13 protein-coding genes are annotated in these 12,558 nt (G+C 66.5%); 3 read left to right on the top strand and 10 right to left on the bottom strand.

Translation table 11 applies throughout. From position 1 onward, the window contains the following. Nucleotides 1–46: 46 nt before the first annotated feature. The 9 genes from AC07PF_RS06150 to AC07PF_RS06110 all read right to left on the bottom strand — a co-directional run bounded on the left by AC07PF_RS06150 (nt 47) and on the right by AC07PF_RS06110 (nt 7,548). Entirely contained in the window at nt 47–613 is a 567-nt protein-coding gene (locus AC07PF_RS06150) for a pentapeptide repeat-containing protein (protein ID WP_494611200.1), read from the bottom strand. A gap of 16 nt (nt 614–629) precedes the next feature. Further along, on the bottom strand, nt 630–1,811 hold the full coding sequence (locus tag AC07PF_RS06145; protein WP_494611199.1) for a tetratricopeptide repeat protein: 1,182 nt from the start codon (nt 1,809–1,811) through the stop codon (nt 630–632). Then, complete coding sequence (locus AC07PF_RS06140; protein ID WP_494603650.1) at nt 1,808–3,478, bottom strand: DUF4384 domain-containing protein; 1,671 nt, start codon at nt 3,476–3,478, stop codon at nt 1,808–1,810. Before AC07PF_RS06140 ends, AC07PF_RS06145 begins: the two co-directional genes overlap by 4 nt. 40 nt (nt 3,479–3,518) lie before the next feature. Beyond that, nucleotides 3,519–3,875 (bottom strand): hypothetical protein, encoded by a 357-nt coding sequence (locus AC07PF_RS06135; RefSeq protein ID WP_494611198.1) that lies wholly within the window; start codon nt 3,873–3,875, stop codon nt 3,519–3,521. A 163-nt stretch (nt 3,876–4,038) separates the two neighbouring features. Then, nucleotides 4,039–4,335, bottom strand: coding sequence for a hypothetical protein (locus tag AC07PF_RS06130; RefSeq protein ID WP_007854759.1), 297 nt, complete (start codon nt 4,333–4,335; stop codon nt 4,039–4,041). Nucleotides 4,336–4,442: 107 nt separating this feature from the next. After that, nucleotides 4,443–4,868, bottom strand: coding sequence for a hypothetical protein (locus AC07PF_RS06125; RefSeq protein WP_494611197.1), 426 nt, complete (start codon nt 4,866–4,868; stop codon nt 4,443–4,445). 478 nt (nt 4,869–5,346) lie between these two features. After that, complete coding sequence (locus AC07PF_RS06120; RefSeq protein WP_494611196.1) at nt 5,347–6,360, bottom strand: sulfotransferase family protein; 1,014 nt, start codon at nt 6,358–6,360, stop codon at nt 5,347–5,349. Next, a complete protein-coding gene (locus AC07PF_RS06115; protein ID WP_145694062.1) occupies nt 6,326–7,063 on the bottom strand; it encodes an aspartyl/asparaginyl beta-hydroxylase domain-containing protein in 738 nt (245 codons plus the stop codon). The genes AC07PF_RS06120 and AC07PF_RS06115 overlap by 35 nt, the downstream gene beginning before the upstream one ends. Then, nucleotides 7,060–7,548 carry a GNAT family N-acetyltransferase gene (locus AC07PF_RS06110; RefSeq protein ID WP_494611195.1) on the bottom strand — a complete coding sequence of 163 codons (489 nt, stop codon included), beginning with the start codon at nt 7,546–7,548 and terminating at the stop codon, nt 7,060–7,062. The genes AC07PF_RS06115 and AC07PF_RS06110 overlap by 4 nt, the downstream gene beginning before the upstream one ends. A 453-nt stretch (nt 7,549–8,001) precedes the next feature. On the opposite strand from AC07PF_RS06110, the gene AC07PF_RS06105 reads away from it, so the two are divergent. From AC07PF_RS06105 to AC07PF_RS06095, 3 genes are all read left to right on the top strand, one after another. After that, nucleotides 8,002–10,323 (top strand): NADP-dependent malic enzyme, encoded by a 2,322-nt coding sequence (locus AC07PF_RS06105; protein ID WP_007854748.1) that lies wholly within the window; start codon nt 8,002–8,004, stop codon nt 10,321–10,323. A gap of 155 nt (nt 10,324–10,478) precedes the next feature. Next, nucleotides 10,479–10,889 carry a guanyl-specific ribonuclease gene (locus tag AC07PF_RS06100; RefSeq protein ID WP_007854746.1) on the top strand — a complete coding sequence of 137 codons (411 nt, stop codon included), beginning with the start codon at nt 10,479–10,481 and terminating at the stop codon, nt 10,887–10,889. Between the two features lie 137 nt (nt 10,890–11,026). Beyond that, complete coding sequence (locus AC07PF_RS06095; protein ID WP_007854744.1) at nt 11,027–11,452, top strand: barstar family protein; 426 nt, start codon at nt 11,027–11,029, stop codon at nt 11,450–11,452. 302 nt (nt 11,453–11,754) lie between these two features. Here AC07PF_RS06095 and rsmA read toward each other — a convergent pair whose 3' ends face one another. Then, nucleotides 11,755–12,543, bottom strand: coding sequence for a 16S rRNA (adenine(1518)-N(6)/adenine(1519)-N(6))-dimethyltransferase RsmA (rsmA, locus tag AC07PF_RS06090; RefSeq protein WP_007854743.1), 789 nt, complete (start codon nt 12,541–12,543; stop codon nt 11,755–11,757). Nucleotides 12,544–12,558: the final 15 nt, after the last annotated feature.

The following is a 12,558-nucleotide window of genomic DNA, read 5'->3' as shown; positions in this document are numbered from 1 at the left end:
AGACAAACGGCCCCGCGGGGCCGTTTTTTCTTGGCGGGTTCGGGGCTCAGCAGGCGGCGCGGCAGCGCTTTCCGTCGGTCCAGGTCGCGCCTTCGAGCAAGGCGGCGTCCAGGTCCACATTGACCATCTTCGCGCCCGAGAGGTTGGCGCCGCGCAGGTCGGCCTGCTCCAGGCTCACGTTGACGAACTCGGCGCCGCGCAGGTCGGCGCCCGAGAGGTTGGCGCGCGACAGGTCCACGTTGGTGAACTTGCGGCCGGCCAGCTGGGCCCCCGCGAAATTGCGGCCCGAGAGGTCGCTGTTCACGTAGTCACCGCTTTTGCCGGCCTTGCCAGCCGGGGCGGGCCTGGCGTTGCCGGAGTTGGTCACCGTGACCGACGAGCCCTGCACCACCACGCGGTTGGCACCGCCGCCCACCGTGGTCTCCACGCGGGCATTGCCGTCGGTAGCGGTGATCACCTGCTGGCCGTTGACGACCACCGTGGCGTTGTTGTCCCCGGCGATCACCGTGCCGGAGCCGTTGGAGGCGAGGTTGCGCTGGGCATGGGCCAGGGGCATGCAGGCAGCGACGGCCGTGAGGGCGATCAGGGTGCTGGCAAGGGGGTGCTTCTTCATCTCTGGATTTCCTTGGTCATTCGTCAATCGGTAGGCCCTCGGCCGGAGCGCGGGCTGGACTGTAAGGGGGGACGGCGGGTTCGGCGGTAACAGGCGGTGTCCAACGTAAGCTGGTGAGATTCCACAGCGCGTCCTCGCTGCGCCGCGGGCGGTCGGAGAGCATGTCCCGGCCCTCCTTGCCGGCATCGGTGCGGGCATTGATGCGCGTGGCCAGTTCCTCCATCCAGGCGGCATCCACGCCGCGCGCCGGGTTGTCGCGCGCGGAGCGGCTGAAGACCAGCGCCAGGAATTCGCGCGCGCTGCGCGAGCCGCTGTCGGCCGCGCGCCGGTAGAGTTGGATGGCCTGGGCGAAGTCGCGCTGCACGCCGCCCCTGCCCTGGTGGTACAGCTGGGCCAGCTGCAAGGTGGCATCGGCGTTGCCGTCGTCCGACAGGGTGCGCAGGCGTGCCAGTGTTGCCGATTCGCTGGAAAGGTTCTGGCGTTCCAGGCGCAGGTAGTTGGCGCGCGCCGCGCCATAGCCCTGGGCCGCGGCGAGCACGTACATCTCGCGCGCCCGCTCCAGACTGCCGTCGAGCTCCCAGGCCACGGCCAGGTCGTTCAGGGCCAGGGGGTCGCCGTCCTGGGCGGCCTGCTCCAGCAGGCGCCGCGCATCGCGCAGCTTGCGCGGGCCGGTGATCTGGCCTTCGAGCAGCGACTCGAGGTAGGTGGCGCGCACCAGGCCGGCCGCGCGCGCCTTGTGCAGCCATTCGCGCGCGGCCGACAGGTCGCGCTGGCCGCCGGCGTTGTCCACGCCCAGCAGGTAGCCGTAGCCGGCCATGCCGCGCACGTCGCCGGCTTCGGCGGCGCGGCCCCACCAGCGCCGTGCCGTGGCCGCGGCCTGGGGTAGGCCCGGGTTGGCGTGGTAGTACATGCCCACCTGCACCATGGCATCGGCATCGCCGGCGTTCGCCGCCTCGATCAGGCCGTCGAGCACCTGCCCGGTATTGGCCGAGGGCAGGCGCAGCGAACTGCCCGGTGCCTGGGGCGCGCGGGCCGCACCGCCTTGCGGGGCCGACGCCGGTTGCGCCGAGGGCAGCTGGATCACCGCCTGGGCGGCGCCCGCGGCGGCCACGCAGCAGGCGGCCAGGGACCAGCGCAGGGCCGCCCTGCGTGCCCGCTCTGCGGGGGCGCCCGGGGGGGACAGGCGGGCCGTGCTCATTTGGCAGGCCGGTTGGGGTTGCTGCGGACGCGGCCGGCGGCCGGTGCGGGCTCGGGGGCCTGCACGTTCCAGTCAAGCGAGGTGCTCATCACGCCGACGCCGGCCTGCTCGAAGGCGCCCTGCACCTGGGCCAGGCTGGAGTAGCTCTTGATCGGCTCCAGGTTGGCACGGGTCAGGGCCACCGGCACCTGGCCCTTGAGCGGCTGGGCCGTCATCGCGCAGAACATGTTCTCGGTGCCGCCGCGCGCCGTCTCGATCAGGAAGGAGTTGGGCTTGCTGATGTCGGGGATCAGCACGCTGGTGCGGCCCTGCACCGTGGCCGAGGGCTGCATCGGGTTCGGGTAGACCTGGCTGATGGAGCCGCCCGCGTCCTGGTAGTAGCAGTACAGGTAGCCGGTGCGCGGCGGCACCACGCGCACCACGATGGATTCGCCCACCTTGAGGTCGCGGTCCTTGCGGCCGACCATGCTCAGCGCGATGCTGCGCGGGTCGGGCTCGTTGGCCGGCAGCCCGCTGGGGCGCGCCACCAGCTGGTCGCCGGCGTATTCGGGCTTGCGCAGCTTGCCTTCGGCCGACATGCCCACGAAGCTGCGCATCAGCCGGGTGTAGGTCTCGAAGGTGACCACGCCCACGGGGGTCAGGTCCTGCGAGGCCTGGTAGAGGGCCACGGCCTTGCGGAAGGCGGGCGAATCCGTGCCGTCCGTCGCACCATTCCACATGCCATGCGTCTGCAGCACCCGCTGCGCCAGGGTCCAGCGCTCGGCCACGCTGGCCTCGTCGAACCAGGCACGCATCTGGCGCAGGAACTCGGGGTGGTTCTGCTCGTAGTCGATGCAGTCCCAGTACGGCACCTTGGCCCACTTGCCCACCAGTTCGATGGCCGCCAGGTCCACCAGCAGGCGGATGGCGGCACCGGCGCCCTGGTTGTTGTCGGCCGCCACCTCGTACTGCACGCCCACGCGGTAGATGTGCCGGGGCAGGCCGGTGGCCTTGGCGCCGATCTCCACGGCCTTGCCGCCGGTGGCCACAATGAGCTCGTTGGCCGATTCGATGCCCGAGTACAGCGTGCGCGTGTTCATGTCCCCCAGGTGCAGGTCCAGGCCCACGGCGCTGCCCAGCACGTCCCAGCTGTAGCCGGTGTCGGTGGCGGCGGTGGAGACGCCCAGGCTCTGGCGCTTGGAGACCACCGTCTTGTCGCCGAAGCTGATGGCGCCCGAGATGTAGATCTGCGGCTTGCGCAGTTCCATCTGGTTGTTGTTGAGCAGCAGGCTGGTGAGGGTCTGCACCGTGTCCTGGCGCAGCGCGTCGACCTCGTAGTCCACCACGCGGAAGGCCTGGCTGGTGCGCGACATGCGCGACAGGGCGGTGATCAGCATCTCCTTGGTGCCGGTGCTGAACAGGCCCGAGGGGTCGGGGATGGACTTCACGGCGATCAGCGTGGTGGGCGTGTTCTCGGCGGCCAGCATGCGGTCCATGCAGGCCAGGCCCTCGCGCAGCACGGAGCCGGACTTGCTCGGCGTGACCAGGGGGGCCTGCTCCACGGTGCCCTGCTCGATGATGTTCACGCGGTCGCTCACGTTGGGCTGGATGGCGCACCCGGACACCAGAAGCGCCAGGGCCGAGAGGGCCAGCAAGCGGCGTGCAGGGAGGCTGTTCTTGTTCTTCATGCGGGAAACCGTTGGGTGGGAGTGGGGGGTGGCGGGAGGCTTACTTGCAGAGGTTGATCACCGGGCCTTGCACCACGATGACCTGGTCGTTGTTGGCGGTGCCGAAGCGATTGCCGATGCCGCTGTCGCCCTCGGGCACCTTGGGCGCGCCGATGTTGGTGGCGCAGCTGCTGCCGCTGGGACCGGTGACGAGCTTGCGGTCCACCGTGGCCAGCGTGTCCTCGGCATCGATGCGCGTGCGCGAGAGCACGTTGGTGACCTTGGTGCGCGAGGCGGGGTCCAGGCCGCTGCGCCCGGCCGGGGGCTTCTGGACGGGCGTCTGTGCAAAGGCGGCCGAAGACGATGCGGCGGCGCATGCGCCGACCAGGCACAGCGCGGCGAGGCAATGGGGTTTCATGGGTGCTTCTCCTCTTCTCTTTGGAACCTGTACAAAATCCTCTGTGCCTGCGGCAGTGCTGTTGCCAGAGGGTTTTGGACAGGTAACGCAGGGCGGGCAGCAGCGCTACTGCACGCCTTGTTCTTCTGTCGTGAAGGGTCAGGGCGCAGGGCGCGCCCCTGAATTACTTGCCGTCGTTGGAGGCCAGGTTCTGCTCGGCCTTGGAAGCACCGAAGGCCATGTTGGCGACGGCACCGTTCTTCACGGAGACTTCCTGGGTGTTGTTGCCACCGATCTTGACGTTGCCCTTGTTGGAAGCCAGGTTCTGCTTGGCGGTGGAAGCACCGAAGGCCATGTTGGCCACGGCGCCGTTCTGCACGGTCACCTTCTGGCTGTTATTGCCGCCGATCTTCACTTCTGCATGCGCAGCGCCAGCAACGAACACGAGGGCAGAGATAGCCAGTGCGAAAGTCTTTTGCATAATGAACTCCATTGATAAATATAAAAAGGAAAGGCGCCAGATAGATAATGGCTGCCATAGGGAAGTCCGGTGGATTTGAAATAACCCATCGGAGGTTTTGGCGGAAATTACCTCCCGCCAATATTCACGACACTTCTCACGCCCTTGCCGGCGGCCTGGTTGACGACGGGGCCCTGGACCGAAATCACCTGGCTGCCGGAGCCTGAGCCGGGCCCCGTGCGGGAAGCAATATTCAATTCACTATGGGCACCAAAGGTCGCCGCATTGAGCACGGCGCCGCGCACCACCACCTGCTGTGAATTGCCGCTGATGACCTGCGCACCCTGGGTCGACGAGATATTCATCACTGCAGTGCCGCCCGTGGCGGCCAGGTTTGCGGCACCGCCCGACAGCTCGACCGTCTGCTGATTGCCTGCGCCGTGGGCCAATGCGGGCGCCAACGCCACCAGGGCCACCCAGGGAAATGGGGATTTCTTCATTTCAAATTCCAGTCCATGTTCGTCATGCCCAATGCGTGGCTTGTCCTGCTGCATCCATGCAATGGATATTCATGACACATTACTGCCGTGTCTTTGAACCCCTTGAACCAATGCTGCCAAGGATCCTTCGAAATCTTTTGGACCCAACGGCAGTTTCAATCCGCTTCATGACAAATTCATTAAATTGAAGCGGCTGGAACGTAAGTCGCCCCAATTGCGTAAAACTTCTCAAAATGCAGAATTCCGGCCATTCATATTGAAATAAGCGCAACCGGAAGCAACAAAATGGGGGTGAAGTTAATGGCCCATGTACTTATGGAAACACAGATGCCAAATGAATACACATGTGACAGCGGCGCTGACGACCCACGGTAGCGCGTTGTGCGGGGATGTTGTATGCGGATGCGGGGGCTGGCCCCGGGTTGGCGCCGGTGCTGGCGGGGCCCTGCCGCCCGTCACAAGGGCCCGAAGGCCTTCGTCGCCTGCCGCAGTCCACCGGTGCAAGGGGTTGCCGGACCGGGCCGGCATGGGGTCAGTCGGGGCTTCGCGCGCGCCGCAACTGCTCCAGCCGCTGGTAAAGCCGGTGGGTCTCGCCCAGGTGTTCGGGCGTGGGGGGCAGGGGTTGGGCGTGCGTTGGCAACGGATCGCCTTCGAATCGGTCGTGCGAGTGCTTGGAGTGGAAACCCGAGCGTGTCTGCAGCGCGGCCAGTTCGGTGGGGCTGCACTCCATGCCCAGGGTGTCCAGCAGCCCGTGCCAGATCACCGCGGGAAGCTGCCCATAGTCCATCAGCACCAGGTCCGATGTGGTCGCCGCCTCGAGTCCGCAGCGGTACAGGCTTTCAAGCACCCGGATGGCATGGCCGTCCAGGTCTCCGGGGGCCAGTTCCGGGGCCCCGGGGCGGTGCAGCATGTCCGCCAGCCGCGACAGGTCGATCAAGCCTGGCACCATCTGCCGGCCGCGCTGGCGGCGGTGGGAGGCCAGCACTTCGCTGGGCTCGCGGTACAGGAACACGACGGGGGTGCCCGGAAACGCGGCCTGCACGAACGGAATCCAGGGCAGGTGCCAGCAGTCGAACTTGATCACCAGGTGCCGCTCCGCAGGGCTGCGCTGCTGCCCCAGGGCGGCCACCAGCCGCTGCAAGGTCCGGGCGCCGCCGCTGTGCTCCGGGTGCCGATGGTGCAGCCGGAAGAAGGCGTTGAGGGCCGGGGGCTCCGACATCACGATGCACTGCGGCGAGGTGGCCAGCGCCTGCGTGAGCAGCGTGGAGCCGCAGCGCGAGACGTGGAAGATGAAGGCCGCGGGGGGCACGCTGTCGGGCAGGTCCTCCAGTGCGGACAGGGGCGTGCTGCAGACCCGGCGGTCCGGCGCTGCCTGCCAGGCCAGGGTGTCATCGAAGAAGGGGGCGGTGAAGCGCTGCTCGCCCATGAAGCGCCACCAGACCGTGGCCGGGTCGTGCTGCAGGCTCACCGGGAACCAGCCGTGCAGCGATTGCCGCTCGGCCGGGCCCACCTCACGGCCGCGCAGCAGTGCCTGTTCTTCGAGCATGGGTTTCCTCCAATCGGGTGGCCAGCTGCGCTGCGCTGGCATGGCCGCCGGCGCGCAGCGCGGCAATGACCTGCAGCACGTTGCCGTCGTGGATGGAGGCATCGCCATAGGGCGGGCTTTCGCGCAGCACCCCGCCGGCGGACAGGAACAGCTGTTCCAGCCACGGGTTGGTGATGCAGTCGATCATCAGGTGGATGCGGGCCTGCGGGCTGCGGTTGTGGGCGCCGTGCAGGCAGCTGGCATTGAGGTACCAGGCATCGCCGGCCGAGAAATGGACCTCTTCGCCTTCGATGCGGTAGGTGGCCAGCGGCGAGGTCTGCACGGGAATGTGCAGGCGGGTCAGGCCGTCTTCCAGTGCGCTGCCCTGGTCCCGGTGCTCGTGGATCACCCCTGCGGCTTCCAGCCCCATCAGGCGGATGGAGGTCTTCTCGCATTGGAACTGGTCGATGGCATGCCGGAAGTAGGGGCAGCGCGCGAGGATGGGGGTGTCCTCGAAGCGGCCGCCATTCACCGGCACGATGTGGTCCGCACGGCCATCGACCGAGCGCAAGGGCACGCATCCCCAGCCTTTTTCGTAGGCGGCGGTGTTGAAGTGGCCGATCCATTCCGAAGGGGCCACGCGCTGCAGGTCTTCCTGCAGGCGGGCCAGGTCGAAGGCCATGGGCAGCTTCAGGTAGGGGGTGGGTGCGATGGTGCGGTTCATGCGTGCTCCCCCCGCCAGACCATCTGCGCGTGGGTACCGTCTTCGGACGTGGTGGCGAATCCCAGCCTGCGGTACAGGCTCTGCGCTGCGTGGTTGCCATGGGCCACGGCCAGGCACAGCGGCAGCCCTTGCGCCAGGGCATGGGCCTGCAGCGCCTGCAGCACGGCGGTGGCGGCGCCGCTGCGGCGGGCCTCGGGGACGATGGCGATGTCCACCACGCGCAGGTCTTGCGCTGCGGCGTCCACCACCACACGGCCAATGGGCCGGCCTGAGCGCAGCAGGAGCCACTGGCGGGCTTCGGGGAACTGGCGGCGGAACCCGGCTTCCTGCGCGTTCTGCTGCATGGCCAGCAGGGGCAGCAACTGCGCGGGATCCGGCAGGGCCTGCCGCAGGTCCTCACGGGTGGAGGCATACAGCACCTGCACAAAGGCCTGGTCGGTATCGGTCCTGTCCCGCAGGGCAAAGGGTTCTGGCAATGGGTACACAGTGGATAACCGGCGGTACGGTGTGTGGTCGGGTCGTGGAAACCTGCCTATTCTGGCAAAGGGAACGGCCATCCTCCAACGATTGGATCACTCTTCAGCGGATGCAACCGTGGTATCCGGTTCGAACTGCTCAAGGCCGTACTCGGCAGTCGCTCCGCCGCATGCTGCCGGCATGGCCCGGTTCCGCGCCATGGGGCGCTGTTTGGCAAGGCAATGCCGCCCTCCGGGCGAGGGGGCGTCCCGCCTTGTCCCAACGGTGCGCAGGGGCTTGGCGCAGCCGCTAGCCTGCTGCTTTCCAACCCGGACAGCAAAACTGTCCCACCCATATAAGCAGATTCGCTTACTAGGGTTTTTACCGAACGCGGCCTACAATCCCTTCCCCCGGAACGTGTAAGCATGTTCCTACAAGAGCTGACCGACGCCTTGCGCACACCCCAAGCTGGAGACAATTGAATGCCCGAGAACACCACGGCCGAGAACAACAACAACCATCCCGACAAGCGCGCCCAGCTGCGCCGCGCGGCTCTCGAGTACCACGAGTTTCCCAAGCCCGGCAAGATCGCCATCGCGGCGACCAAGCAGATGATCAACCAGCACGACCTCGCGCTGGCCTATTCGCCCGGCGTGGCCGCGCCCTGCGAGGAGATCGTCAAGGACCCCAATGCCGCCTTCAAGTACACCGCGCGTGGCAACCTGGTCGGTGTGGTGACCAACGGCACGGCCGTGCTCGGCCTGGGTGACATCGGCCCGCTGGCGGGCAAGCCGGTCATGGAAGGCAAGGGCGTGCTGTTCAAGAAGTTCTCGGGCATCGACGTGTTCGACATCGAGATCAACGAGAAGGACCCCGAGAAGCTGGTCGAGATCATCGCCAGCCTGGAGCCGACCTTCGGCGGCATCAACCTCGAGGACATCAAGGCGCCCGACTGCTTCTACATCGAGCGCAAGCTGCGCGAGCGCATGAAGATCCCGGTCTTCCACGACGACCAGCATGGCACGGCGATCGTGGTTGGCGCCGCCATCCTCAACGGCCTGAAGGTGGCGGGCAAGAATCCAGAGGACGTCAAGCTCGTGACCTCGGGCGCCGGCGCGGCCGCCCTGGCCTGCCTGGGCCTGCTGGTCAAGCTGGGCATCCGGCGCGAGAACATCTGGGTGACCGACCTGGCCGGCGTGGTCTACGAAGGCCGCACCGAACTCATGGACGAGGACAAGATCCAGTTCGTGCAGAAGACCTCGGCGCGCACGCTCAGCGAAGTGATCGAAGGTGCCGACGTGTTCCTGGGCCTGTCCGCCGGTGGCGTGCTCAAGCAGGACATGGTGCGCAAGATGGCGCCACGTCCGCTGATCTTCGCGCTGGCCAACCCCAACCCCGAGATCCAGCCCGAAGACGTGAAGGCCGTGCGCGACGACGCCATCATGGCCACCGGCCGCACGGACTACCCCAACCAGGTCAACAACGTCCTGTGCTTCCCTTACATCTTCCGCGGGGCGCTGGACAGCGGCGCGACCACCATCACGCTGGAGATGGAGATCGCCGCGGTGCACGCCATCGCCCAGCTGGCCCAGGCCGAGCAGAGCGAGGTGGTGGCCGCTGCCTACGTGGGTGAGCAACTGGCCTTCGGCCCCGAGTACCTGATCCCCAAGCCCTTCGATCCGCGGCTGATGATGATGATCGCCCCGGCCGTGGCCCAGGCCGCCGCCGACAGCGGCGTGGCCCTGCGCCCCATCACCGACATGGATGCCTACCGTGACCAGCTGCAAAGCTTCGTCTACGCCTCGGGCACCATGATGAAACCCATCTTCGCCGCCGCAAAGGCCGCCAGCAAGAAGCGCGTGGCCTATGCCGAAGGCGAGGAAGAGCGCGTGCTGCGCGCCGCCCAGATCGTGGTCGATGAGCGCATCGCGCGCCCCACGCTGATCGGCCGCCCCGCCGTGATCGCCGAGCGCATCCAGAAGTTCGGCCTGCGCCTGCGCGAGGGTGTGGACTACGACATCGTCAACGTCGAGCAGGACCACCGCTACCGCGACTTCTGGCAGACCTACCACCGCATGACCGAGCGCAAGGGCGTGACGGTGCAGATCGCCAAGATCGAGATGCGCCGCCGCCTGGCATTGATCGGCTCCATGCTGCTGCACAAGGGCGAGGTCGACGGCCTGATCGTGGGCACCTGGGGCCACACCGCCCTGCACCTGAACTACATCGACCAGGTGATCGGCAAGCGCGCGGGTGTGTGCACCTACGCCTGCATGAACGGCCTGCTGCTGCCCGACCGCCAGGTGTTCCTGGTGGACACGCATGTCAACTACGACCCCACGGCCGAGCAGCTGGCCGAGATCACCGTGATGGCGGCCGAGGAGATGATGCGTTTTGGCATCAAGCCGCGCGCCGCCCTGCTCTCGCACTCCAACTTCGGCAGCAGCAACCAGCCCAGCGCGGTGAAGATGCGCCAGACCCTGGAACTGCTGCGCGTGCAGGCCCCCTGGCTGGAAGTGGACGGAGAGATGCACGGCGACGTGGCGCTGGACGGCAAGGCCCGTGCGGCCATCATGCCGCACAGCGATCTCATCGGCGATGCCAATCTGCTGGTGCTGCCCAATATCGACGCCGCCAATATCTCCTACAACCTGCTCAAGACGGCGGCTGGCGGAAACATCGCGATCGGCCCCGTGTTGCTGGGTGCTGCGCAGCCGGTGCACATCCTGACGGCGAGCGCCACGGTGCGCCGCATCGTCAACATGACAGCCCTCACCGTGGCCGATGCCAACGCTTCTCGATAAGTGATTTATTGATAGCGAGCACTAACTTATATTGCTTGCAACTCCCTTGAGCGCCTGCCCAATCTTTGTGCAGGCGCTTGCTTTTTGGGGACCGTTGAGTCACACTACGGGCTCGAAATTTCGGGTTAACCCGTAGTTTCTGAAAGGTGTTGTTGATGCTGAAGGCTGTAGCCACCCGGGCGCGCAAAGCAGGGTTTTTGTGTGTGGTGGGTGTTGCGTTTGCTCTTTCCCCGATGGTGGGGCAGGCCCGCCAATCCCCCTCCACCCACGGTTCCACCACCCCTATCGCACTGGCCGAGTTGCCGCCCCAGGGACGTGCGACGTATGCGCTGATCCGTGAAGGAGGCCCGTTTCCGTACGACAAGGACGGATCGGTTTTCGGCAATCGAGAGCGGCTGTTGCCCGCCTACAAGCGCGGCTACTACCGTGAATACACCGTCAGAACACCAGGTTCGCGCGACCGGGGAGCCCGGCGTATCGTGTGTGGCGGCAAGCCCCGGGTACCGGACGCCTGCTACTACACCAGCGACCACTACGCCAGTTTTCGCGAAATCATCGAAAAATGACGCCCGATGCACCACGCACCGCCCGGTTTGTCCGGCGGTGGGAGGTGCGCGCTCTTGAATCCCCCAACCGGCAGTCGGCCCCCGTGGACTGGCGGATACCCGAAGTTTTTGGACTTTATAAAGAAAGAGTAGCGGAGATGCAGACGCCACTTCGTAAAGACCTGGAAACGCCACTGCGTGGCGTGCGCACCAACATCGTGCAGTCCATCCGCGCGTTTCGCGTGCAGGACCTGCAGGATGCAGCCACTTCCCTGGGCCAACATTTCCTGTACGCCAATCTGGCCCACGCCCAGTCCAAGCAGGACGTGCTGGACCTGATCGCCGGGCAGTTCACCTTCCCGTCGCACTTCGGCAAGAACTTCGATGCGCTGTACGACTGCATGACGGATCCCTTGCACAAATCGGGCCCGCAGCCCGGCTTCATCGTGGTGCTGGAACAGATCCCCGCCACGGGCAAGTTCGACAAGGAAGCGCGTGAGCAGCTGCTCGACATCTTCCGCGACGCTGCCGACTACTGGAGCGACCGCAAGATCCCGTTCCGCTGTTTCTATTCTTTTCTGTAGCCCGTTCTGCATCCACCAGCCAAGCAGAACGGGCGAACGAGGCTACCGGAGCACAGACCAAGGTCCAAGGCATCGAGATCCCCGCCGACCCTGCCGAGAAGATGCCCACTGACAAGTTGGTGGACGTGTCCCCCCTGGCGCTGCGCATGAGCAGCCCTTTCAACGCGGGCTACTGGCTCAGCGCTGCATGACCCCCTGCCGCCCTGGGCGGCAGCATTGAACCCTGCGGCCTTGCGCGGCAGCCTTCCAAGCCCACCACGGCACGCCTGCATGCGCCAGCGCGGGCGCGGCATCGCCGTCCGTCAGGCGCCCTGGCCCATCGCCGCAGCCAGGGCCACGTACTCGTCCACGGGCACTTCCTCGGCGCGGCGCTGGGTGTCGAAAGTGCCGGGGTAGGCCTTGGCTTCGAGCCAGCGGCCCAGGGTGTGGCGCAGCAGCTTGCGGCGCTGGCTGAAGGCGACCTGCACCAGCTCTTCGAGCAGGCGTTCGTTCAGGGCGACCGGTGCCTCGCGGGGCACCATGCGCACCACGGCGCTGTCCACGCGCGGGGGCGGGTCGAAGCTCTCGGGCGGCACGAAGAGCACGTTCTCCATCGCGTAGCGCCACTGCAGCATCACCGACAGGCGGCCATAGTCCGAGGTGGACGGGCTGGCCACCATGCGGTCGATCACTTCCTTTTGCAGCATGAAATGCTGGTCCTCGATCACCGCCACGTGTGCCAGCAGGTGGAACAGGATGGGCGTGGAGATGTTGTAGGGCAGGTTGCCCACCACCCGCAGCTTCAATGCCGGCTGCTCCACGCGCGTGCGCCAGTCCTGCGCCAGCTGCGTGAAATCGACCTTGAGCACATCCGACTCAATCACCTCGAGCTGCCCATGCAGGCGCAGCCGCAGCGCCAGGTCGCGGTCCAGCTCGATCACCGTGAGGCGCCCCAGCCGCTCCACCAGCGGCTGCGTCAGCGCCGCCAGCCCCGGCCCGATCTCCACCATGGGCTGGCCCGCCTGCGGCGCAATGGCGTCCACGATGCCATCGATGATGCCCTTGTCGGACAGGAAATGCTGGCCGAAGCGCTTGCGGGGAATGTGTTTCATGTCAACTGGATCATG

This window comes from Acidovorax sp. GW821-FHT10A04, from assembly GCF_059415825.1.
The sequence above is the reverse complement of the archived record's forward strand: the minus strand, read 5'-3'. Positions and strand labels throughout refer to the sequence as shown.

Excerpts from the sequence above, each read along its gene's own strand:
- AC07PF_RS06140 (WP_494603650.1), bottom strand. The coding sequence starts at position 3,478 with ATGAAGAACAAGAACAGCCTCCCTGCACGCCGCTTGCTGGCCCTCTCG.
- AC07PF_RS06145 (WP_494611199.1), bottom strand. The coding sequence starts at position 1,811 with ATGAGCACGGCCCGCCTGTCCCCCCCGGGCGCCCCCGCAGAGCGGGCA.
- AC07PF_RS06095 (WP_007854744.1), top strand. The coding sequence starts at position 11,027 with ATGCAGACGCCACTTCGTAAAGACCTGGAAACGCCACTGCGTGGCGTG.
- AC07PF_RS06115 (WP_145694062.1), bottom strand. The coding sequence starts at position 7,063 with ATGAACCGCACCATCGCACCCACCCCCTACCTGAAGCTGCCCATGGCC.
- AC07PF_RS06100 (WP_007854746.1), top strand. The coding sequence starts at position 10,479 with ATGCTGAAGGCTGTAGCCACCCGGGCGCGCAAAGCAGGGTTTTTGTGT.
- AC07PF_RS06125 (WP_494611197.1), bottom strand. The coding sequence starts at position 4,868 with ATGCAGCAGGACAAGCCACGCATTGGGCATGACGAACATGGACTGGAA.
- AC07PF_RS06130 (WP_007854759.1), bottom strand. The coding sequence starts at position 4,335 with ATGCAAAAGACTTTCGCACTGGCTATCTCTGCCCTCGTGTTCGTTGCT.
- AC07PF_RS06135 (WP_494611198.1), bottom strand. The coding sequence starts at position 3,875 with ATGAAACCCCATTGCCTCGCCGCGCTGTGCCTGGTCGGCGCATGCGCC.
- AC07PF_RS06105 (WP_007854748.1), top strand. The coding sequence starts at position 8,002 with ATGCCCGAGAACACCACGGCCGAGAACAACAACAACCATCCCGACAAG.
- AC07PF_RS06120 (WP_494611196.1), bottom strand. The coding sequence starts at position 6,360 with ATGCTCGAAGAACAGGCACTGCTGCGCGGCCGTGAGGTGGGCCCGGCC.
- rsmA (WP_007854743.1), bottom strand. The coding sequence starts at position 12,543 with ATGAAACACATTCCCCGCAAGCGCTTCGGCCAGCATTTCCTGTCCGAC.
- AC07PF_RS06150 (WP_494611200.1), bottom strand. The coding sequence starts at position 613 with ATGAAGAAGCACCCCCTTGCCAGCACCCTGATCGCCCTCACGGCCGTC.